Source organism: Streptomyces sp. NPDC033178 (assembly GCF_055577685.1).
Genome location: NZ_JBVIPT010000033.1, coordinates 41,154 through 63,637, shown reverse-complemented (window position 1 = coordinate 63,637; position 22,484 = coordinate 41,154). Strand labels below are relative to the sequence as shown.

17 protein-coding genes are annotated in these 22,484 nt (G+C 72.0%); 9 read left to right on the top strand and 8 right to left on the bottom strand.

The features are described 5' to 3' along the window. Nucleotides 1-33: 33 nt before the first annotated feature. The gene (locus ACZ5VQ_RS47020; RefSeq protein ID WP_055611072.1) at nt 34-228 is read right to left on the bottom strand and encodes a hypothetical protein; all 195 of its coding nucleotides are present in this window, start codon (nt 226-228) and stop codon (nt 34-36) included. Nucleotides 229-544: 316 nt separating this feature from the next. On the opposite strand from ACZ5VQ_RS47020, the gene ACZ5VQ_RS47015 reads away from it, so the two are divergent. The 5 genes from ACZ5VQ_RS47015 to ACZ5VQ_RS46995 all read left to right on the top strand — a co-directional run bounded on the left by ACZ5VQ_RS47015 (nt 545) and on the right by ACZ5VQ_RS46995 (nt 6,036). Beyond that, the gene (locus ACZ5VQ_RS47015) at nt 545-937 is read left to right on the top strand and encodes an ankyrin repeat domain-containing protein (protein WP_450554210.1); all 393 of its coding nucleotides are present in this window, start codon (nt 545-547) and stop codon (nt 935-937) included. Nucleotides 938-1,238: 301 nt separating this feature from the next. After that, nucleotides 1,239-2,657, top strand: coding sequence for a HEAT repeat domain-containing protein (locus ACZ5VQ_RS47010; protein WP_469110382.1), 1,419 nt, complete (start codon nt 1,239-1,241; stop codon nt 2,655-2,657). A gap of 210 nt (nt 2,658-2,867) precedes the next feature. After that, nucleotides 2,868-3,992: a glycosyltransferase family 4 protein gene (locus tag ACZ5VQ_RS47005; protein ID WP_469110381.1), complete on the top strand. Its 1,125-nt coding sequence runs from the start codon at nt 2,868-2,870 to the stop codon at nt 3,990-3,992. Continuing rightward, nucleotides 3,989-5,182, top strand: coding sequence for a glycosyltransferase (locus tag ACZ5VQ_RS47000; protein WP_469110380.1), 1,194 nt, complete (start codon nt 3,989-3,991; stop codon nt 5,180-5,182). Before ACZ5VQ_RS47005 ends, ACZ5VQ_RS47000 begins: the two co-directional genes overlap by 4 nt. Next, nucleotides 5,179-6,036 (top strand): SGNH/GDSL hydrolase family protein, encoded by an 858-nt coding sequence (locus ACZ5VQ_RS46995; protein ID WP_469110379.1) that lies wholly within the window; start codon nt 5,179-5,181, stop codon nt 6,034-6,036. Before ACZ5VQ_RS47000 ends, ACZ5VQ_RS46995 begins: the two co-directional genes overlap by 4 nt. 129 nt (nt 6,037-6,165) lie before the next feature. Here ACZ5VQ_RS46995 and ACZ5VQ_RS46990 read toward each other — a convergent pair whose 3' ends face one another. The 5 genes from ACZ5VQ_RS46990 to ACZ5VQ_RS46970 are packed head-to-tail and all read right to left on the bottom strand — an operon-like array spanning nt 6,166 to nt 10,561. Continuing rightward, nucleotides 6,166-7,035 carry a 5-oxoprolinase subunit C family protein gene (locus tag ACZ5VQ_RS46990; protein ID WP_469110378.1) on the bottom strand — a complete coding sequence of 290 codons (870 nt, stop codon included), beginning with the start codon at nt 7,033-7,035 and terminating at the stop codon, nt 6,166-6,168. Continuing rightward, the gene (pxpB, locus tag ACZ5VQ_RS46985; RefSeq protein ID WP_469110377.1) at nt 7,035-7,649 is read right to left on the bottom strand and encodes a 5-oxoprolinase subunit PxpB; all 615 of its coding nucleotides are present in this window, start codon (nt 7,647-7,649) and stop codon (nt 7,035-7,037) included. The genes ACZ5VQ_RS46990 and pxpB overlap by 1 nt, the downstream gene beginning before the upstream one ends. After that, nucleotides 7,646-8,404 carry a LamB/YcsF family protein gene (locus ACZ5VQ_RS46980; protein ID WP_362084805.1) on the bottom strand — a complete coding sequence of 253 codons (759 nt, stop codon included), beginning with the start codon at nt 8,402-8,404 and terminating at the stop codon, nt 7,646-7,648. The genes pxpB and ACZ5VQ_RS46980 overlap by 4 nt, the downstream gene beginning before the upstream one ends. A gap of 19 nt (nt 8,405-8,423) precedes the next feature. Further along, nucleotides 8,424-9,245 carry a putative hydro-lyase gene (locus tag ACZ5VQ_RS46975; protein ID WP_469110376.1) on the bottom strand — a complete coding sequence of 274 codons (822 nt, stop codon included), beginning with the start codon at nt 9,243-9,245 and terminating at the stop codon, nt 8,424-8,426. After that, nucleotides 9,242-10,561 (bottom strand): MFS transporter, encoded by a 1,320-nt coding sequence (locus ACZ5VQ_RS46970; protein WP_469110375.1) that lies wholly within the window; start codon nt 10,559-10,561, stop codon nt 9,242-9,244. The genes ACZ5VQ_RS46975 and ACZ5VQ_RS46970 overlap by 4 nt, the downstream gene beginning before the upstream one ends. A 197-nt stretch (nt 10,562-10,758) precedes the next feature. Here ACZ5VQ_RS46970 and ACZ5VQ_RS46965 point away from each other — a divergent pair, with 197 nt between their 5' ends. The 4 genes from ACZ5VQ_RS46965 to ACZ5VQ_RS46950 all read left to right on the top strand — a co-directional run bounded on the left by ACZ5VQ_RS46965 (nt 10,759) and on the right by ACZ5VQ_RS46950 (nt 19,054). Beyond that, a complete protein-coding gene (locus tag ACZ5VQ_RS46965) occupies nt 10,759-11,454 on the top strand; it encodes a GntR family transcriptional regulator (protein ID WP_469110374.1) in 696 nt (231 codons plus the stop codon). Between the two features lie 146 nt (nt 11,455-11,600). Beyond that, nucleotides 11,601-13,127: a hypothetical protein gene (locus ACZ5VQ_RS46960; protein WP_469110373.1), complete on the top strand. Its 1,527-nt coding sequence runs from the start codon at nt 11,601-11,603 to the stop codon at nt 13,125-13,127. A 139-nt stretch (nt 13,128-13,266) separates the two neighbouring features. Further along, a complete protein-coding gene (locus tag ACZ5VQ_RS46955; protein ID WP_469110372.1) occupies nt 13,267-14,145 on the top strand; it encodes a hypothetical protein in 879 nt (292 codons plus the stop codon). A 118-nt stretch (nt 14,146-14,263) separates the two neighbouring features. Continuing rightward, complete coding sequence (locus tag ACZ5VQ_RS46950) at nt 14,264-19,054, top strand: coiled-coil domain-containing protein (protein WP_469110371.1); 4,791 nt, start codon at nt 14,264-14,266, stop codon at nt 19,052-19,054. 71 nt (nt 19,055-19,125) lie between these two features. Here ACZ5VQ_RS46950 and ACZ5VQ_RS46945 read toward each other — a convergent pair whose 3' ends face one another. Further along, complete coding sequence (locus ACZ5VQ_RS46945; protein ID WP_469110370.1) at nt 19,126-20,676, bottom strand: GMC family oxidoreductase; 1,551 nt, start codon at nt 20,674-20,676, stop codon at nt 19,126-19,128. Nucleotides 20,677-20,728: 52 nt separating this feature from the next. After that, nucleotides 20,729-22,306 carry an APC family permease gene (locus ACZ5VQ_RS46940; RefSeq protein WP_469110369.1) on the bottom strand — a complete coding sequence of 526 codons (1,578 nt, stop codon included), beginning with the start codon at nt 22,304-22,306 and terminating at the stop codon, nt 20,729-20,731. Nucleotides 22,307-22,484 lie beyond the last annotated feature (178 nt).

Below are 22,484 nucleotides of genomic sequence, written 5' to 3'. Positions count from 1 at the left end.
GTCTCCTGGAGGTGCGTGCGAACGGGATGGGCGTCAGAACTTGATCCCGCCGAGCAGCCCGGCCAGGCTCGCGCCGCCTGCCGTGATGCTCGGAGCGATGGCCGTGCCCGCGAGGTAGAACCCGAAGAGGGCGCAGACCAGCGCGTGCGAGGCCTTGAGGCCGTCCTTGCGGAAGAAGAGGAAGACGATGATGCCGAGCAGCACCACACCTGAGATGGACAGGATCATGAGAGTTCTCCTGGTCGATGGGGACAGTCACCATGAGTACTTCCAGGCTCACAGGATGTATCCATACGATAAAAGGTGCAACAGGGTGAAATTCCGCTTATTTCATCCCGATGGCCCTGTCTGGCAGGGCCTCCGGGGCGGCCGCTCGACGGTTTGCCGGATTCGTGGTGATCTTTGCCTCGGTCGGGCCCGGTCATGTGCCCGCGGAGCCAGTACGCTGGCGATTCACTCGTACGGCCGCACCGCTGACGGCCGCACGTTCCCGCAGTCCCGTTCGTTGTCGCATGTGTTGTCGCAGTGAGAGGCGGTCCCGCCGATGAGTGAAGCCCCCGACCCCGAGGTCGTGGAGCTGGCGACCAAGATCTTCGATCTGGCCCGGCAGGGGCAGGCCGAGGCACTGGTGGCGTATGTGGACGCGGGTGTTCCGGCCAACCTCACCAACGACCGCGGTGACTCGCTCGTGATGCTGGCCGCCTACCACGGCCACGCCGACGCCGTTCGCGCCCTCCTGGAGCGCGGCGCCGAGGCCGACCGCATCAACGACCGAGGCCAGACCCCGCTCGCCGGAGCCGTTTTCAAGGGCGAGGACGCCGTGATCCGGGTCCTCCTCGACGCGGGTGCCGACCCCTCCGCGGGCACGCCCTCCGCCGTCGACACGGCTCGTATGTTCGGCAAGGCCGAATTGCTCGAACTGTTCGGCGTGCACTGAACAAGACGCCTTGACCAGGCGAAACAACAATTTTGGGGGAGGCGGTACGGGGCCGCCGGAAATGCGGTCGCGGCAGCGAGAACCGCTGGGTCATCATGACGTCGTGATTCACGTACGCGATGGCTGGGCAGGTGTTGCCGCACCGCGCGGACCGTGATGCGGCCCGCACGGGCCACCGACGAGAGGCAGAGGAAGATGGTCTACAGCAAGCAGGAAACGGCGGGCGCCCCGACGTGTTGTCACGCGGCCAGGTAAAGCAGGATCCCCGGTTGCGTCGACGCTTGATGTGAGGCTGTTTCCCATGTTCGATCCGGTCATAGCGCCCAGCGGTACGCTGCTCGGCCTGCTCCAGAGGGGCCGCGGCGACGGCACGCTGCACGCGCTCACCGCCCCGCGCGCAGAAGCGCTCGCGGCACTGAACCACTGTGTGCTGCGCGACCCCCGCCACGACTGGCAGGTGGAGAACCGCTCCCTCTACTACGCCCGTCTCTTCCTCGACCTGAGCGGCGAGCTCGACGAGATCGAGGCACACCTCTTCGACGCGGACGACGTCCTCGACACGGACGAGTCACGCACGGGCCTCGCGCTGGCCGTCCTCGGCCACCTCGCCTCGTACGGCAGGCGGGACGCGCTCGAACTGCTCAGGCGGTACGCCGCCTGCGGCGCCAACTGGGCCTGGGCCCTCGACGAACTGGCGCTGCGCGACGACGACGCCGGACTGCGTGCCCTCGCGGCCCCCGTCCTCGCCCGGTTCCCCGCCGATCCCGAGGGCGAGGCCGAGCTGGCGGTCGTCGTACGGGACTCCTTCGAACCGCGGCCCTGGCGCCTGTGGGCCGACGATCCCCGCGAATCCATCGGCGCACGCGTGCGTGCCGCTCAGGAAGCCGGTTCCTTCGACCGATGGCAGCGCCAGATGCGACCGTCCGGGCCCCGCCCGGGGTGGAGCGTGCGGGCCGTCTTCGAGTGGGCCCAGCAAGGCATCGAACGCGGAGCGGCCCTCCATGTGCCGGCCGCGCGATGCCTCACGGCCGTCGCCGGGCCCGAGGACCGCCCCGAGATTCTCGAAGCCGCACGCTCCGGGGACGACGGCGCGCGCTGCACCGCCCTGCGCTATCTCGCCGACAGCCAGGATCCCGACGTACTCGATCTCATCGAGGCCGCCCAGGCCTCCGCCTCACGGCTCGTCGTGGACGCCGCCGTGGACGCCTTCGAACGGATGCGGTCCATCGCCGCCGTGGAGCGGGCGCGCGGCTGGGTCCACCGGCCCGACGCCCTCGGAGAGGCCGCCGGGCGCGTCCTCGCCTGCCGGGGCGGCGCACCGGACCGGGAGCTCGTCCTCGGCGCCCTGCGCGAGGCCGTCCGGGGCGACGGGCCCGACGCCCCGACCCTGTGGACCCTCGTCGACGGCGCCGGACGGCTGGGCATCGCCAACGCGGCCCCCGTACTGCGACATGTCTACCGGGAGACCGCCTCGTCCCATCTGCGCGGGCGCGCGGCCCGAGCGCTGGCCGCCACCGATCCCTCGTTCCCCGCCGGATTCGCCGTCGAGTGCCTCTGGGACTGCGAGGAGACCACCCGTGAGGTGGCCGCACGGAACGCCGAGACCGGTGACGCCCGAGTGGTCGACCAGCTCCGGCGGCTCGCCGCCGATCCGGCCGAGGAGGCCGAGGTACAGACCGCGGTACGCAGCCGCATCGGACCGGACGCGTCCGCCGTGTGAGGCACCCGAGTGGGACAGCGTGAGACCGGCGTGTGAGACCGCCGTGTGAGCGATCCGTCGTCGGCCCGTATCCCGTTGGTACGGGCCCGGACGCCGGAGCGTGACCGGTCCGTGATGCTGGGGCATGCGGAGCGCAACGCTCACGGGACGTTCCTCATCCGGAAAGATCCACGTTGACGCGTCCACGTCCGGCCCGACGACAACACGGGTATGCGTGTCGTCATCGTGACCGAATCCTTTCCCCCCGATGTGAACGGCGTGGCCCACTGCGCGCTCCAGACCGCCCGACACCTCGTCGAGCGCGGTCACGCCCCCATCGTCGTCGCCCCGGCCACCGCCGCCGGGAACGGGCCCGACGCCCTCGCGCCGTGCCCCGTCGTCCGAGTCCCCTCCCTACCGCTCCCCGGCTACCCCCAGGTCCGCGTCGCCCTCCCCAGCCGACGCGTCGCCGCCGCGATCACCGAACACCGCGCCGACATCGTCCACCTGGCCAGCCCCTTCGTCCTCGGCGTCCGTGGCATGACGGCCGCCGCCCGGCTCGGCATCCCCGCCGTGGCCGTCTACCAGACCGACCTCGCCGGCTACGCCCGTACCTACGTGCACGCGGGTGAGGCCGCCGCCTGGCGCCGGATCCGCTCGGTCCACGCCGCCGCCGACATCACCCTCGCCCCGTCCACCCCGGCCCTGCACGACCTGGAGGCACACGGTGTGCCCCGGGTCCGGCTGTGGCAGCGCGGCGTGGACACCGTTCGTTTCCGGCCGGAACACCGGGACGACACACTCCGCCGTGAACTCGCGCCGAACGGCGAGCTGATCGTCGGATACGTTGGCCGTCTCGCCCCCGAGAAGCAGGTCGAACTCCTCGCCGGAGCCTGTGGCCTGAACGGCGTACGGGTGGTCGTCGTCGGCGACGGACCCAGTCAGCCGAGCCTGACGCAGGCCCTGCCCGGGGCCGTCTTCCTGGGGCGCCGCACCGGCGACGAACTCGCCCGGATCTTCGCCTCGTTGGACGTCTTCGTGCACACCGGACCGTTCGAGACCTTCTGCCAGACCGTCCAGGAGGCCATGGCCAGCGGCGTCCCGGTCGTCGCCCCCGCCGCGGGCGGACCGCTCGACCTGGTGGCGCATGGGCGCACCGGACTGCTCGTCCCGCCGCGCGACGAGGCAGCCGTGCGCGACGCGGTGTGGTCGCTCGCCGCCGATCCCGCACTGCGGGCCGCGTACGGCGCCGAGGCGCGGCGGACCGTCGAGGGCCGCACCTGGGCGGCCGTCGGGGACCAGCTCATCGGGCACTACACCGAGGTGCTCGCCGGACGGGCGGTGGTCGCGGCATGAGCGGGCCCCTGCGGATCGTCCGGCTCGCCAACTTCGTCGCCCCCGCCTCGGGCGGCCTGCGGACCGCGCTGCGCGAACTGGGCGCCGGCTACCTGGCGGCCGGGCACGAGCCCGTACTGATCGTGCCCGGCGAGCGCGCCTCGGACCGCGAGACCGAACAGGGGCGGGTGATCACGCTGCCGGGCCCGCTGCTGCCCGGCACCGGCGGCTACCGCGTCCTCACCGACAAGCGGCGTGTCGCTGGCCTCCTGGAGGCGCTCGCGCCCGACCGCCTTGAGGTGTCCGACCGTACGACGCTGCGCTGGACCGGCGTCTGGGCGCGGCGTGCCCGGGTGCCCGCCGTGATGGTCTCCCACGAGACCGCCGACGGCGTGCTGCGCACCTGGGGCCTCTCCGAGGGCATGGCCCGAAGGACCTCCGACGCCCTCAACATCCGTACCGCCCACCACTATTCACGGATCGTGTGCACCACCGAGTTCGCGGAGCGCGAGTTCGTCCGCATCGGGGCCCGCAATGTCGTACGCGCCCCGCTGGGCGTCGACCTGGAGGGCCGGCATCCCGCCCTGCGTGACCCGGGGCTGCGGGCCCGGCATGCGCGCGAGGACGAGGTCCTGCTCGTGATGTGCTCGCGGCTGTCCGTCGAGAAGCGGCCCGGCACGGCGCTCGAAGCCCTGGAGGCGATGCTGCGCCGCGGGCGGCGTGCGGTGCTCGTGGTGGCCGGTGACGGGCCGCTGCGGGCCCGCCTCGAACAGCGGGCGCGCGAACGGCGGCTGCCGGTCACCTTCCTCGGACACGTCGGCGACCGCACACTCCTGAGCGCTCTCCAGGCATCCGCGGACGTGTGCCTCGCCCCCGGGCCCGCCGAGACCTTCGGACTCGCCGCCCTGGAGGCGATGGCCTGCGGCACGCCCGTCGTCGCCAGTGCCTCCTCCGCGCTCTCGGAGGTCGTCGGCTCCGCCGGAGCCACCGCCGCGGACAACGGAGAGGCGTTCGCGGACGAGATACGGATGATCCTGGACCGCCCGGAGAGCGAGCGGCGGGAGGCCGCACGCGCGCGTGCGGCCTGTTTCGGATGGCCGGCCGCCGTCGAGGCGTTCCTCACCGCCCACGACGCCGAGGTCCGGGTGGGGCGGCCCGAGGCACCCGCGGCGGCCCCCACGGTGGAACGGGCTCGGGAGGGCGTCGTATGAGACCCCTGCGGTTCGTGGCGCTCGGTGACTCCCTCACCGAAGGGGTGGGAGATCCCGTGGGCGAGGAGTGGCGCGGCTGGGCCGCGCTGCTCGCCGCCGGGCTCGCACCGGCCGACGCGCCCGTGGAGTTCGTCAACCTCGCGGTCAGCGGCGCCCAGTCGCGTGACGTCCTGGAGCGCCAGACCCCGGCCGCGCTGGCCGAGCGGCCGGACATCGCCTCGGTCGTCATCGGCGTCAACGACACCCTGCGGTGCACCTTCGACATCCACGCCGTGGCCGAACGGCTCGACGAGGTGTACGCCGCGTTCACCGGGCAGGGCGCGCTCCTGCTCACCGCCTGTCTGCCCGACCCCGGCGCGATGCTGGGGCTGCCCGGGGCGCTGGCCCGCCCGCTCGCACGGCGTCAGCGCGCCGTGAACGCGGTCGTGCACGCGCTGTCCGAGCGGTACGGGGCGGTGCATCTGCATGCCGCGGAGGGCGACTGGGTCACCGACCGGGCCATGTGGAGTTCGGACCGGCTGCACCCGGGGGAGCGGGGGCATCGGCAGCTGGCGCTCCACTTCCACGCGCTGCTCGCCGAGGCGGGCACCGCCACAGGTGTCGCGCCCTCCGCCGAGCCCCAGTTCCCCGACCCCACGCGGTCGGCCAGCCTGTGGTGGCTGGCCACCGCCGGGACCGGGTGGGTGGCTCGCCGCTGCACCGACCTGCTGCCCCAACTCCTCAGCCTGGCCGCGTCCGAGGTCCGTCATCGGGCGCGGGGGACCAGTGCGCGGCTCGATCTCAGTGCGTCTCATGCGGTGGCGGCGGCGTTGGCGGCGCTGTCGGTGTCGGGCGAGCAGCCGGACGCGGTGTAGCGCTCCGCGGGTTGGCCGTTGTTGGGGGCGGCTCGTTGGTCGGGTGCGGGTTCGTTGTGGCTTGTCGCCGCACTGCCGCGCCCCTAAGGGGCGCGGCAGTGCGGCGACCTCACTGAAACTGCACGGACGTCAGCGGCGGCGTACCGGCACGAACCGTACCGGCGTGCCCGGGACCGCCTGGGCCGTGGCGGGGAGGTCGGTGGGGCGGACGACCGCTATCACCGGGTAGCCGCCGGTGGTCGGGTGGTCGGCGAGGAATACCACGGGACGGCCGTCCGGGGGGACCTGGACGGCGCCCAACACCATTCCCTCGCTGGGTAGTTCGCCCGGTCGCGCCCGCTCAAGGGCGGGACCCTCCGTGCGCAGGCCGATGCGGTTGCTCGCCGAGGAGACCCGGTAGGTGTGCGTGGTGAGGATGCGGATCGCCGCGGTCGTGAACCAGTCGTCGCGTGGGCCGAGCGTCACCCGCAGGACGAGTTCGGCGGGGGGCCGTGGCTGCGGGACGACGTCCACGCGCGCGTGGGGGGCCATCGGCGTCCCCAGGGGGAGCACCGTTCCGTCCGTGAGGGGCGGCGGGCCCAGGCCCGACAGCAGGTCCGTCGACCGGCTGCCGAGCACCGGTTCGACGGCGACTCCGCCCGACACGCCCACGTAACTGCGTACTCCGGAGACCGCCGTCCCCACGGACAGCAGTGCCCCGGCGGGCACGCGCACCGGTGCTCCCCAGGCGACCGGGCGACCGTCCATGGTGACCGGGCACGGGGCACCTCCCACGGCGACGGTGACGGACGAACGCGGCCGTACGTCGCAGCCGTTGAGCGTGGTCTCCAGGACGGCCGCCTCGGGCGGATTGCCGACGAGCCGGTTCACCAGGGCGGCGGCGGGCGCGTCGAGCGCTCCGGAGCGCGGCACGCCCAGGTGCGCGTGGCCCGGGCGCCCCCGGTCCTGCACGGTGGTCAGCGCCCCGGCCCGTACGACGGCGAGTGCGCGGTCCGTCATCAGGACTCCACCGGGACGAAGCGGACCGGCGTGCCGGGCGACAACAGGGCGGCGGGCACGCGCGCGTGGTCCCACAGGACCGCGTCCGTCGTCCCGATCAGTTGCCAGCCGCCCGGCGACGAGCGCGGGTACACGCCCGTGTACGGGCCGGCGAGGCCCACCGAACCTGCCGGGACGGTCGTACGGGGTGTCGCGTGCCGGGGCACGCCGTAGCGGGCCGGGAGACCGGTCAGATAGCCGAAGCCCGGGGCGAACCCGCAGAAGGCGACCCGGAATTCGGCCGCCGCGTGGATCCGCGCGACCTCCCGCGGGGACACGTCCCAGTGGTCGGCGACGGCCGCGAGATCCGGGCCGTCGTAGCGGACGGGTATCTCGACCACCTCCAGCGCGCGGGCAGGCGCGGGCGGCAGCTTCGAGGTGGTCAGCCGGGCGGCCAGCCCGGCCGGATCGTCGAGGCCGTCCAGGAGGACCGTACGGGCCGCCGGGACGATCTCGCGCACGGAGAGGGAGCCCTCCGCGCGGCGGCGGAGCAGATCGGCGTGCAGGGCCTGTGCCTCCTCGTCCGTCGACACCTCGACGAGCAGCGCACGGTCGCCGACCGGCAGTGCCCTCATACGAACGCCTCCACGCGGATGCCCGACTCCTCAAGACGTGCACGGACCAGGCGGGCCAGGTCCACCGCGCCGGGTGTGTCGCCGTGCAGGCACAAGGAGCGGGCCCGAACCGGGATGTCACGCCCGGAGTGGGATGTCACGACACCAGAACGGGCGAGGGTCACCGAGCGTTCCACGACGGCGGTCGGATCGGTGATCACCGCACCTTCACGGCCACGCGGCACGAGCGTGCCCTCCTCGGTGTAAGCGCGGTCCGCGAACGCCTCGGTGACGACCGGGAGTCCGGCCTTCCCGGCCACGTCCAGGAGACGCGAGCCGGGCAGGCCGAGCACCGGGAGCGTGGCGTCCGCGAGCCGCACGCCCTCCACGACCGCACCGGCCTGCTCCTCGTCGTGCACGACGCGGTTGTAGAGCGCGCCGTGCGGTTTGACGTACGCCACGCGCGCGCCCGCCGCGCGCGTGAAGACCTCCAGGGCGCCTATCTGGTAGGCCACTTCGGACGCCAGTTCGTAGGGCGGCACGTCCATCGCGCGTCGCCCGAAGCCCGCCAGGTCCCGGTAGGAGACCTGGGCGCCGATCCGTACGCCGCGCTCGGCCGCCAGGTCGCAGACCCGGCGCATGGTGGCCGCGTCCCCGGCGTGGAAGCCGCAGGCCACGTTGGCGCTGGTGACGACGGACAGCAGCTGTTCGTCGTCGGTCAGGCGCCAGCGGCCGAAGCCCTCGCCGAGGTCGGCGTTCAGATCGATGGTGCTCATGGAGTGCTGTTCCTCCCGGTCAGGCGACGCGATACTGCTCGTCGCGGGCGTCGGTGATGAACATCTGGCCCGGCGCGTGAGTGATCGCGAACGGCGGGCGCGAGGCCATCACCGCGGCCTGCGGCGTCACGCCGCAGGCCCAGAACACCGGGATGTCGTCCGGCCCGGCGTCCACCGGATCGCCGAAGTCGGGGCGGGCGAGGTCCTCGATGCCGAGGCCGCCCGGATCGCCGCAGTACACCGGGCTGCCGTGCACCGCGGGCAGCAGGCTGGTCTCCCGGATCGCCGCGGGCAGGTGCTCGGGCGGCACCGGACGCATCGACACCACCATGGGGCCGTGCAGCCGCCCGGCGGGACGGCACTGGCGGCTGGTCACGTACATGGAGACGTTGCGCCCCTGCTCGATGTGGCGCATCGGCACACCTGCCTCGGACAGCGCCGACTCGAAGGTGAAGCTGCACCCGATGAGGAACGACACGAGGTCGTCGCGCCAGTGGGCCAGCACGTCCGTCGGCTCCTCGACCAACTCGCCGTGCTCCCACACCCGGTAGCCCGGCAGATCGGTCCGCAGGTCGGCGTCGGAGGCCAGGACGGTCGTCCAGGAACCGGCGTCGGTGACGTCGAGCACCGGGCAGGGCTTCGGGTTGCGCTGGCAGAACAGCAGCATCTCGTACGCCCAGTCGGCCGGCACCGAGATCAGGTTCGCCTGCGTGTGGCCCGCCGAGCAGCCCGCGGTGGAACCCGACACTCCCGAACGGAACCGGGAGCGTGCCTCCGCCGGACTCCACGCGTGCGCGTGGTCGTCGAGAAGGTTCAGGGGGCGGTGTTGCGTACGGTTCACAGGAGCTCCTTCCCACGGGTCTCGGGCAGACCGATCAGGGCCAGCGCCGCGAGACCGTATCCGATCGCGCCGAAGACCAGCGCGCCCCCGACGCCCCAGCTGTCGGCCAGGAAGCCGACGACCGTCGGGAAGACCGCGCCCACGGCACGGCCGGTGTTGTACGTGAAGCCCTGTCCCGTGCCGCGCACCGCGGTCGGGTACAGCTCGCTGAGGAACGAGCCGAAGCCGCTGAAGATCGCCGACATACAGAAGCCGAGCGGGAAACCGAGCACCAGGACAAGGGTGTTGGCGCCGCTCGGGATGTTCGCGTAGGCCAGGATGCAGATCGCCGAGAGGATCGCGAAGAGCAGGATGTTGCGCTTGCGGCCCAGCTTGTCGGTGAGATAACCGCCGGTCAGGTAGCCGATGAAGGCCCCGGAGATCAGGAACGTGAGGTAGCCGCCGGTGCCGACGACGGACAGCCCGCGGTCCGTCTTGAGGTAGGTCGGGACCCAGGTGGCCAGCGTGTAGTAGCCGCCCTGGACGCCCGTGGAGAGCAGGACCGCGAAGATCGTCGTCTTCAGCAGTCCGGGCGAGGCGGCCGTGCCCGGCTTGAAGATCGTGGCGAACGAGCCCTTCTCGGGGCTCTCCTTGCGGCGCTGGGCCGCCTCGGGCGCGTCCTTCACATTGCGGCGTACCCAGACGACGAGCAGGGCCGGCAGCGCACCGGTCCAGAACATCACGCGCCAGGCGAGGTCGTCGTCCAGGTACTGGAAGACCAGCGTGTAGACCAGCACGGCGAGTCCCCAGCCCACGGCCCAGGAACTCTGGATCGCGCCGAGCGTGCGCCCCCGGTGCTTGGGGCTCGCGTACTCGGCGACCAGGATCGCGCCGACCGCCCACTCACCGCCGAAACCGAGCCCCTGGAGGGCGCGGAAGACCAGCAGGGTCTCGTAGTTGGGCGCGAAGCCGCAGGCCACGGTGAAGACCGCGTACGTGATGACGGTGATCATCAGCGCCTTGACGCGCCCGATCCGGTCCGCGATCACACCCGCGGCCGCGCCGCCGATCGCGGACACGACCAGGGTGACGGTCGTGAACAGTCCGGTCTGGCCGCTGTTGAGGCCGAAGTACGCGGACAGCGCCACCATGCTCAGCGGCAGCGTGAAGTAGTCGTACGAGTCCAGGGCATAGCCGCCGAACGCGCCGCCGAAGGCGCGGCGGCCGCGCGGACCCAGTGCCCGCAACCAGGCGAACGCGCCCTCGTCGGCGGTGGGTTCACCCGCTCCGGGGCGCGTCTCGGTGTTCAGGGCCTGCGGTGGAGGGGTCGTGCTCATGGGCACCTCGCAGATGAGGGACGGGAGGGTGCTTGAGGACTGAGCCGTGCGGAAGTACTTGCGGGCCGAACTGTGGCGTGCGGAAGCCGTCGGCTCCGGAGTGAGCGGCCGGTGCCTGACTAGCAAGGTAGAGGATCGTTGAACGATCCCTCAATACCCATGTTGTTTCGTTCTTGTATCTGCGATTGAATTCGGGCGTGGCCGAACTGAACGGACTGGCGGACGACCGCGCGCTGCTGGGTCGCACCAGCACCGCCGAGCGGGTCTCGGACATCCTCAGAAGCCGGATCGCCGAAGGGTTCTTCCCGCCCGGCACACGGCTGTCGGAGGACAGCATCGGCAGCGCGCTCGGCGTCTCGCGCAACACGCTGCGCGAGGCGTTCCGGCTGCTCACGCACGAACGCCTGCTGGTCCACCAGCTCAACCGGGGTGTCTTCGTGCGGGTCCTGACCGTCGAGGACGTCGAGGACATCTACCGCACCCGCAGCCTCGTCGAATGCGCCGTCGTACGCGGACTCGGCGAACCGCCCTACGCGGTGGACGGCCTCGCCAAGGCCGTCGCGGACGGGCGACGGGCCTCCCGCGAAGGTGACTGGAAAGGCCTGGGTACGGCCAACATCCACTTTCACCGGGAGCTGGTGGCGCTCGCCGGCAGCGCCCGCACCGACGAACTGATGCGCAGCGTCTTCGCCGAACTGCGCCTCGCCTTCCACCTCGTGGACGACCCCCGCCGACTGCACGAGCCGTACCTCGCCCGCAACGGCCGGATACTGCAGGCCCTCCAGGACGGCGACCGCGAGGAGGCCGAGAGTCTGCTCGGCGTATATCTGGATGATTCACGCAAAAGGGTCGTGGAGGTCTACGGGCGCCGCGTGGCGGAGGACGCCCCTTAGGGACGCGGGGCTGTGACATTTGCGGCTCCGCCGCGCGGGCGCGACCAGCCGCGGTCAACCCGCGGACGACAAACCACCCGCGGCCATCCGGCGATCCCAGCGGAGCGTTTCGGTCGATGTCAGACCGAGGACCTAGTCTGTGCACCGTGACTTCGCCTGCATCGACGGACAGTGTTCCGCCCCAGCTCAGCGCGGGGCCGCGCCCCGCACCGGGCCCGGCCGCCGACGAGGGACTGGCGCGGCGGCTGCGCGCGCTCGCCTGCACCGCGCCGCTGCACGACCTCGACGTACGCAAGGCGAACCTCGCGGGTGAGTACTCGGTGTACGGGATGGCGGAGGTGGCCCTCGCCGCCATCGACCTCGTCACACTGAACATGGACTTCGACACGGGCGCCGACCACGACCAGATAGTGGCGAGGCTCATCCCGCGCATCGCCGCCCAGGCCCCGCGCCGGCCCGTCGCCGAGCACGAGCGCGTCGCCCGCTGGGTCCTGGAGAACCTCATCAACGTCGGCAGCGTCGACCGCGGCTTCCGGGCCGTGTACGGCACGTTCGCGCCCGACGGTTCGTATGTGCGCCGGGACTACGACTTCAAGCTCATCGAGGAGGTGCCCGGCTACGGAGGGAGCGTGTATCTCCGTACGACGGACGAGGCGGTCAACGTGCTCGTGGGCGCCCTCGACACCGACGTCACCAGTGCGCAGATCGCCGCCGAGGTCAAGCTGGAGGTGCTGATCAGCCGTGGCCGGCTCGCGGACGCGCAGCTCGCCGCCGAGCAGGCCCGCTACCGGACCGTGCAGTACTCCGAGACGCTCCGCAGGGCCCTGGACGCGACCCGGCGCAACGTACGGGCGGTGGACTGGCTGCAGGCCGTGCCCGACATGATCGCCGAGGCGCTCGACCATGTCGCCGACCGCTACCGGCATGAGAACGCGATCCTCACGAACATCCGCAAGGCACGGGACGAGTCGGAGGACGCCGAGCAGAAGCGGCGGGCCGCCGAACTGGTCGACATCGTCAAGGACTGCATCCGGCGGCACACGCAGTTGCAGTCCCGGCTCCTGGAGGCCGGGCCGCTGTTCCGTGCCGAGCAGGACCGGCAGGCCTTCGCGACGCCGATGACGACGTCGGGGATAGATCTGTACGGGCATCTCGTCGCGCCCGTACTGCCGTTGCCCGTGGAACAGGCGCTGCGGGTGACCGACGCGTTCTTCGCCCGTGGGACGGGGCTTCGGACGCCCGCGTCCGTTCGGGTCGGTGACCTTGTCGATCTTCTGCTGACACCGCCGATAGAGCGGGAGCACCTCGGTGCCGAGATGCCCGAGCCGGATCTGATCGCCACGCCGGACGACAGCCGGTTCAGCGAGGAGCAGCTTGCCGCCGCCATGGAGCTGCTCGACCTGCCTGCCGACGCGCCGCGCCGGCTGTCCGGGCTGCTGGCCGACGCGCGGCGCCAGGACCCCGAACTGCCTTATCTGCTCGCCCTGCTGGCCGTGCACGCGGCCAGTCCGCCGGTCGGCACGGCGTATCGGCAGGGTGAGGAGAAGCTGCTGTTCGCCGTGGACGACGGGACGGAGTTGGACGATCCGGAGTTCGGTGGGGCCGATCTGATCGTGGGGATGGCTCTGCTGGATGCGGTGGGTATGGCGGCAGATCGGAAGGATGCGGCGTGAGCGGTTCGCTGGGTTTGCCGGGTGACTTCGGTTTGTCTGTTGGCTGCAGGCCGGCCGTGGCTGGTCGCGCAGTTCCCCGCGCCCCTAAGGGGGCGCTTGTCCTCAGCCCCGTATTCAAGTTCAGGGAGTTGCAGTAGTTGTGACCGAGCAAGTCGAGTGGAGTGAGCCGGAGGCTGTCGCCGCTCCGGTGAGTAGCGCCGTCACTCCCGCCGACGCTGCCGATGCCGCGCGCCTCGTGGCCTTCGGGCTGCAGCCCAAGTTGCAGCCCGCGCGGGATCAGGAGTACGCCGAGTTGTTGCGGAGGTATCGGGAGGACCCTGCCTTCGCGCGGCTGGCCGATGCCGTGGCGACCGGGCTCGGGCTCGTGGTGCTGGAGGTGTCCCCGCGCGCGGGGATGGCGGTGACCGCGGCCGAGGACTCGGTGTTCGCCGTGCGGATGGGCGACTACGCGCGGCGGGCGTCGGCCGACTCGGGGGACCGGTTCCTGCACGGGCTCGCGCATCTCGCCGTCGCCGCCATGGCGTTCCCGCGCCCGGAGGACCTCGCCGACGACGGGTACATCGGGCGGGTGTCCGTCAACGGTGTCGATGCCTTTGTGCGGCAGGCCTGCCGGCGGCTGGAGGAGCGGGCCGACGAGCAGGGGGAGAACACCGACCCGGCGACCGACGCACCTGGTCTTGAGGCGGCCTGGCGGATCTGGGCGCGGCGCAGCTCCACCGGGGCCACCAAGGACGCCCGAAGACTCGCCGGTTCGACCACCGGCATCATCGGCAAGGCCGTCGCGTTCCTCACCGACTCGGGGTTCCTGCAGCGCACCGGGGACGACGGCGGGGGGACGTACCGGACGACCGCCCGCTACCAGCTCCAGGTACGGGACATGGCGGGCAGTGCCGCGATGGCCGAGCTGCTGGAGCTCGGCATCGTGCCGGTCACCGACGGCACCGCGAGCCTGCTGCCCGCCGAGGACACCGAGGATCTGGAGCTGGCCGCCGATGCCGGACTGCCGTTCCACTCGTGAACCGGCGGTCGGCCCATTGACCCCGACCCACTGACCTCGGCCCGCTGATCCCGGCCCACCGCCCCGACCCTCTGACCGACCGTCCCAACTCCCTTTACGACTACGAGAGTCCGCCGCCATGTACGAGCTGTCCCGGGTCCGCCTCTACTCCATCGGGCCTGCCGGTGCGCGCTACGCCGACACCGTGCTGGACCTGCGGGGTGTCGGCGAGCCCGTGCCCGACCCCGCGCCCACGCAGGCGGAGTTCTTCGAGGAGGAGCCCGTCGGGCCGCCGCGCCGCCCCGCGCCCGCCGGTGTGCTCTTCCTTGAGAACGGCGGCGGCAAGTCCGTACTGCTCAAGCTGATCTTCTCCGTGATGCTGCCCGGCCACCGGAACACGCTGGGCGGCGCCAGCTCCGGCGTGTTGCGGAAGTTCCTGCTCGCGGACGACTGCGGGCACGTGGCGCTGGAGTGGCAGCACACGCTGACCGGCGAGTGTGTCGTGGTCGGCAAGGTCAGTGAGTGGCGGGGGCGCCAGGTCTCCAACGATCCGCGGAAGTTCGCGGAGGCCTGGTACTCCTTCCGGCCCGGGCCCGGGCTGAGCCTGGACAACCTGCCGGTGGCCGAGGCCACTTCCGTGCGGCCGTCCGCCGAGGGCGCCTCCGGCGCGCAGGGACGCCGACGCACGATGAAGGGCTTCCGGGACGCGCTCACCGAGGCGGGCAAGGCGTACCCGCACCTTGAAGTGCACTGGGAGGAGATCCACGACCGCTGGATCGAACACCTCGGCGACCTGGGCCTGGACCCCGAACTCTTCCGCTACCAGCGCGAGATGAACGCCGACGAGGGCGAGGCCGCCGGTCTCTTCGCCGTCAAGAAGGACTCCGACTTCACCGATCTGCTGCTGCGGGCGGTCACCGACACCCGGGACACCGACGGGCTCGCGGACCTGGTCGGCGGGTTCGGCAACAAGCTGGGGCGGCGGGCCGAGCTGATCGCCGAGCGCGAGTTCACCGCCGGGTCCGTCGACCTGCTCGGGCGGATCGTCGAGGCGACCGGCACGCGTTCGCGTGCACGGGACATCCACGCGGGCGCCGAGCGGCGTACGAGGACGCTGGCGCGGCGGCTCTCCGCGCGAGCCGGGCAGGAGCGGGGCCGCACCGGCGACCTCGCCCAGCAGGTCACCGCCGCCGCCCACCGCGTCACCGAGGCCGACAGCTCCCGGGAGCGCAGCGCGCTGATCGCGGCCCAACTCGCCTACCGGCACGCCTCCCTGGCCCTCGCCGGGGCCGAGAAGGGCGCGGCCGCGCAGAAGCGGGAGCTCGCCGACGCGCGCACGCTGCACTCCGCGTGGCAGGCCGCCGAGCTCGTGCTGCGGCACCGCGCCTCCGCCGACCGCTCGGCGCGCGTGGCCGTTGCCATCCGCGAGGCAGAGCGGGACGCCGCGCCCGCGCTCGCCGCGCGCGCCAAGGCCGCCGCCGATCTCGTACGGGCGCTGCACGCCGCGGCCGAGGGGGCCGAGACGGTCGCCAACGAGGAGGAGGAGCGGTCCGCCGCGCTCCAGGAGGTCGGCGAGGCCGCCTACCGGGACTCGACGTCCGCCGCCACCGAGGCACAGCGCGCCCGAAGCGAGATCGGCCATCTGCGTCAGCGCCTCAGCGAGGTCGAGCAGGAGACCGCCGAGGCGGTGCGCGCAGGGTGGCTCGACGACACGGCCCCCGACGCAGACCCGGCCCGTGCCGCGCTCGCCGCCAGTGACGCCGAGAAGACCGCCGTCGCCGCGTGGGACACCGCGCGCGAGGCGTCCCGCCGTACCACGGAGCACTCCCGCGAGGCGGCGTCCGCCGAGTCCCGCGCCGAGCTCACGGCGGCCCGCGCGGCCGACGCCGCGACGGCCGCCGAGCGCGCCTACGACGCCGAGCGGGGGACCGCCCGGGCGCTGGCGGGGGAGGAGCGACTGGCCGAACTGCTGAGCCTGCCGGGTGCCTCCGGCGGTTCGGGGGGCTCCGGCCGCGGCGGGTTGCCGCAGCCACGACAGGGCGCGGGCACCGCTTCGACCGTGGGCGCCGCACGTGCGAGCGGCGGCGCGCGAGCGGACGGAGCCGACCATGGGAACACGTCGGGCCGTGCTTCCGGGACGGGCCCCGGCACCGACGTGGCGGGCGCCCGTCGAGGGCGGGGCGGCCCGGACGCCGAAGCCCTGTCGGACGAAGCGCCCCTCTCCGCCGAGGAGTTGGACCACTACGCCGACGAGCTCCGGCAGCTCCTCGACGACGGGGTCGCCTCCGCCGAGCGGCAGCTCTTCGAGCTGCGGACCGCCGCGGCCGACGACGCGCGGATCCTCGGCGCGCTCGGTGACGGCGGGCTGCTGCCGCCGGGACCCGACGTGCTGGCCACCGTGGAGTACCTGGGCGAGCACGGCATCCCCGCGCTCCCCGGCTGGCGCTATCTCGCGCAGGCCGTCGACCCCGTTGACCACGCGCGCGTGCTGGCCGCGCGGCCCGAGCTGGTCGACGGCGTGATCATCACGGACCCGGACACCCACGCGAGGGCCCGCGAAGCCCTCATCGACGCCGCGCTGCTCCCGCGCTCGGCCGTGGCCGTCGGCACGGCCGCCGCGCTGCTCGCCCCGACCCCGGCCCCCGACGCGGGCGACGGAGACGTCTTCCTCGTACCGCCGAACCCTGCCATGCACGACGAGCACGCCGCCGACGAGGAGCGGCAGACACTGCGGACGCGCGCGGCCGAACGGGACGAGGAGATCCGGGAGTTGGCGGCCCGGCTCGCCAAGGACCGGGAGCTGGCCGCACGGCTCGCCTCCTGGCGGACGGGCTGTCCGGCGGGGCGGCTCACCGAGCTGGCCACGGCGGCCCACGACGCGCGCGCGTTCGCCGAGGAGTCCGAGGCCGAGCTGTCCGAGGCGCGTACGGTCCGGGCCGAGGCCGACGAGTCGGCGGCCGAGGCGGCCCTCGTACGGGACGAGCGGCAGGAGGCCGCGCAGCGGGCCCGGCGCGCCGCCGACGCACTTGCCGGACTCGCCTTCCGGCTGCGCGAGCGGGCCGGCTGGCAGGTCAAGCTGCGTGAACTCGCCGACGACGCCGCCGAGTCGGAGGCCCGCGCCCAGTCCTGCCTGGAGCGAGCCCGCGCCGCCGACGAGGACCGGCGCGGCGCCCAGCGCGCCGCCGACGACGCCCGCCGCACGGCCCGCGCCCTGCGCGGCGAGCGCGCGGAGATCGCGGGCGCCCCCGACGACGTACCGGAGGCCGACCCGGCTGCCGCCAAGTCGTCGCTGCCCGCCCTGCGCGAGGCCTACCGAGCCGCCTCCCAGCTCTACGAACAGGTCGGAGTCGGCGCCGACCTGCGGGCCGAGCAGTCCCGCGCCGAGAGCGACGAGAGCGCGGCGCTCGCGGAGCTGGAGCGGCTGAGCAACAAGGTGCGTACGCGCGCCGCCCAGCTCCTGGAGTCCACCGACGGCTCCGACGGACCCTCCCGGCAGGCCGCCGCGGCCCGCGCCGAGGAACTGGTCCAGCTTCTGGAAACACGTATGTCGACCGCGAGCGAGCAACTCGGACGGCTGCGGGGCGAGGCCGAGCGGCACGCGCCCGAGGAGGGCGAGGCGCACACCGAGCTGCCCGAGGACCTGGTCCCGCGCGACGCCGAGCACGCACAGAGCCTGCTGCGCACCGCCACCGGCGAACTCGCCTCCCGCACCGAGGCGTTGAGCCAGGCGCGCGCGGCCCACGCCGAACTGCTCGACGCCCACCGCGCCGCCGAGGACGCGGCGGGCGGTTTCGACGAGACGGCCGCCCTGCTCCGGGACCTCCTCAGGGAGCACTCGGACGAGGAGCAGGAGGAGCCCGAGCCCTACCCGGGCACCCTCGAAGAGGCCCGGCACTCCGCCGCCGAGTCCCGCCGTTCCCTGCGCGGCTGCGCGGCCGACCTCTCCGCCGCCGAGACATCGGTGCGCGAGGCGAGCGACGTACTCGTCCGGCATGCCAACTCGACGCGCTACGAGCAGGTGCGCACGCCCGCCCGCCAGCAGATCCGTGAGCTGCCGGCGTCCTCCCTGCCCGAGCACGCACAGAAGTGGGCCGACGCCTTCGCACCCCGACTGCGCGTCCTCACCGACGAGTTGGAGCAGCTGGAGCGCAACCGCGACTCGATCGTCGACCGGTTGCGCGGGCTCGTGGAGTCCGCGCTCGCCACGCTCAGGTCGGCCCAGCGCCTGTCCCGCCTCCCCGAAGGGCTCGGGGAGTGGTCCGGGCAGGAGTTCCTCCGCATCCGCTTCGAGGAGCCCGACCAGGCCACGCTCGCCGAGCGGCTCGGCGAGGTCGTCGACGAGGCGACCCGCGCGGCCGTCAAGAAGAACTCCGACATGCGCCGCGACGGAATGTCCCTGCTGCTCAGAGGGGTCAGCGCGGCCCTGCAGCCGAAGGGCGTCGCCGTAGAGATTCTCAAGCCCGACGCCGTGCTGCGCGCCGAGCGCGTGCCCGTAGGACAGATGGGCGACGTGTTCTCCGGTGGTCAGCTGCTCACCGCCGCGATCGCGCTGTACTGCACGATGGCGGCCCTGCGCTCGAACGACCGGGGCCGCAGCGACAAGCACCGGCATGCCGGCACGCTCTTCCTGGACAACCCGATCGGCCGCGCCAACGCGACGTATCTGCTGGAGCTCCAGCGAGCCGTGTCGGACGCGCTGGGCGTCCAACTCCTCTACACCACAGGTCTGTTCGACACGACCGCGCTCGCCGAGTTCCCCCTGGTCATCCGCCTGCGCAACGACGCGGACCTCCGTGCCGGGCTGAAGTACATCAGCGTGGAGGAACACCTCCGGCCGGGTCTGCCGCGGGAGGCTCCCGCCGGGGAGGCGGTGCACACGGAGATCACGGCGACCCGCATGTACAAGCGCCCGGCGCCGAGTGTTCCGTAGCCACGGCAGTGGGGAACTGCGGGCCCGCCGTGACCGGCCGCGCAGTTCCCCGCGCCCCTGAAGGGGCTTGCCTACGCGTCCTCCTTCAAAAGATCAGCACACTTCTCGCCGATCATCATCGTCGTGATGCACGGATTGACGGCCACGAGATCCGGCATCACGGACCCGTCGGCGACCCGCAGCCCCTCAATCCCCTTCACCCGAAGCCGGGCATCCAGGGGGGCCGAGGCGTCGTCGTCCGCGCCCATCTTCACCGTGCAGGACGGGTGATAGACCGTGTTGTGCGTCTTGTGGATGTAGTCGAGCAGTTCGTCGTCCGTCCGGACATCCGGCCCGGGGGCCAGCTCGGCCCCGGCCCACCCGCTCAGCGCGGGCTGCTCCGCGATACGCCGGGCCAGCTTCAGCCCGAACGTCATCACACGCGCGTCGTGCTCGTGCGTGAAGTACCGCGGATCGACCTTGGGCTTGTCCCGGAAGTCGCGCGTCCGCAGCCGCACCGTGCCGCGCGACTTCGCGCTCGTCACGTTCGGCGTGAGACAGAACGCGTTCTCGGAGGTCGGATAGCCCCACCGGGCCGTGTTCATGTCGAACGGCACGGACCCGTAGTGGAACATCAGGTCCGGCCGGTCCAGGCCGGGCTCGGTGTCGTAGAAGATGCCCGCCTCCCACCACTGGCTGGAGGTGGTCGTCATGGGCTGCTTGGCGTCCCACATGATGACGCCCTCGGGGTGGTCCTGAAGGTTCTCGCCCACGCCGGCCGAGTCCACCACCACCTCGACACCCACCTCGCGCAGATGCCCGGCGGGCCCGATGCCCGACAGCATCAGCAGCTTCGCGCTGTCGATGGAGCCGCAGGACACGATCACCTCGCGCCTGGCCCGTACCGTCCGGGTGTGGATCAGGTCCGGGTCCAGGTACTCGGCGCCCACGCAGCGCCGCCCGTCGAGCACGAGCTTCTTGGCCCGCACCCCGGTCCGTACGTCCAGGTTCGGACGCTTGCCGAGGATCGGGTGCAGATACGCGACCGACGAGGACTGGCGGATGTTGTTCTCGTCGGAGTTGATCTGGAACCAGTTGGCCCCGCGCACAACCGTCTTGCCGGTGTTGAACGCCGTGGTCGGGATGCCCGCCTGGGCGCAGGCCTCCAACAGGGCGGTGCCACAAGGGTCGTCGCTCTTGAGTGTCCGCAGTTTCACGGGCCCCGTACGACCGTGGTGCTCGCCCGGAGCGTCGTTGTTCTCCAGCCGCTGGTAGAGCGGGAAGAGCTCGGCTGCGCTCCAGCCCGTACAGCCCGCGGCCGCCCAGCCGTCCAGGTCCTCGGCCGGTGCCCAGAAGGCGATACAGGAGTTGTGCGAGGAACAGCCGCCGAGCACCCGGGCGCGGGCGTGGCGCATGAAGCTGTTGCCGCTGGCCTGCGGCTCGACCGGGTAGTCCCAGTCGTAGCCGGACTCAAGGAGCCCCATCCAGCGTTCCAGCTTCATGACGTCGTCGTCACCGACGTCGCTGGGCCCCGCCTCCAGGACGCACACCGTGACGGACGGGTCCTCGGAGAGCCGGGCCGCGACCACATTGCCCGCGGTGCCTCCGCCGACCACGACATAGTCGAACTCGTCTTCGTTCATGGGGAGTTGACCTCCTTGAGTCCTTGCGACGTTCTGCCTTCGGATCGGGCGCTCAGTCGGCCGTCGGGGTGGCCGCGGGCGAGGACGGCGGAAGAGGTGTGTCGGGGGACTTGTACTGGTGCTCGGCGAGCACTCCGGTGCGGTGCCGCTGCACGAACCAGTAGTAGGCGAAGCCGCCGCCCATCACGATGCCGACGAACAGGACGGCACCCCAGCGCAGGTACCAGTGGTACGGGGCGGCCGCGTTGTAGACCGCGGCTCGTGGCCAGATCAGGTTGATCATCATGGCCGCGCCCCACACCACGGCGACGATGTTGACGGGCAGCCCCCAGCGGCCGAGCGAGAACTTGCCGTCGCCCGCGGGCTGCCACTTGCCGCGCAGCCTGGCCACCAGCATGGGCCCGGTGACCAGCAGATAGGCGAGGTAGATCAGGATGATGCCGATACTGGTGACCACGGTGAAGATCTGCGGCTGGCGGATGTTGACCACCAGGATCGCCAGCGCCAGGATGCCGATGATCACCGCGGGCAGGATCGGGGTCTGGAAGTGCGGATGGACCTTGGCCAGCTTGGCGGAGGCGGGCAGGTTGTTGTCGCGGGACATCGCGAAGGCCAGCCGGATCGCCGCCGTGTGAACGGCCAGGGCGCACACGGTGACCGCGATGAACACGCACCAGAGCATGGCCTTGCCCGCGTCCTCGCCGAGCACGTTGAGGACGACGTACTGCAGGCCGTCCGTGGACAGCTTGTCGCCCTTCAGACTGGACACGCTCATCAGCGCGAGCAGCAGGATGAGCCCGCCGAGGATGAACGAGGCGACGATGGCGCGGAGGATCGCGCGCGGCGCGTTGCGCGACGGGTCGAGGGACTCCTCGCCGAGCGAGGCGGCCGTGTCGAAGCCGTACATCACGTACGCGGACGCCAGCGACGCGATCAGGAACGCGCCGAGGTAGCCGCCGGGCTGGCCCGCTCCCGTGCCGTTGGTCTCCAGCACGACGCCCGGTCCACGGGTGATGTGCACGGCGAACAGCACGATCAGTACGACGGTGGCGATCAGCTCGATGAAGACGCCCGCCGTGTTGATCCGGGCCATCAGCTTCACGCCGAGGGCGTTCACCAGGGTGGTGAAGATGATGAGCACGGAGGCCAGCAGCACGGCGTTGGTGGCGACGTCGTACTTGCCGGTGCCGTCGCCCACGAACTGGAACGCGGAAGAGATCTGGGGAAGCGTCAACTGATACGCAAGGGCCACGGCCGCGATCGACACGATCGAGGCGATCAGCATCGTCCAGCCCGCCAGCCAGCCTATGTGCGGGTTGCCCACCTTCTTGGACCAGTTGTAGACGGAGCCGGCCACCGGATAGCGGGCGGCGAGTTCGGCGAAGCACAGCGCGACCATGAACTGGCCGACGAAGACCATGGGCCAGGACCACCAGTAGGCGGGTCCGCCGCTGCCGTAACCGAAGTAGAAGAGCTGGAAGGTGCCGGTGAGGATGGAGATGTAGCTGATACCGGCGGCGAAGGTGTGGAAATTGCCGAGCGTGCGCTTCAGTTCGGGCTTGTAGCCGAACTCGTTGAGCTCGGAGTCGTCGTTACTTTGTTTCTCAGGTGGTTGAGCGGTGGTGGTCATGAGGCGCCTCCTGGGAAGGGGGAGTTCTCCCGGGCGGGAGGGGAGTGCGGCTCGTGCGGGGTCGTTGGTGCGCGGGTGCTGGATCTCAGGGTGAAGAAGGCTGGATCTTACGGTGCTCGCGACTGGTTCTGACCATGGGGAGTGCCGGTTTCTTGCGAAAGATCCGCAGAACCGACCC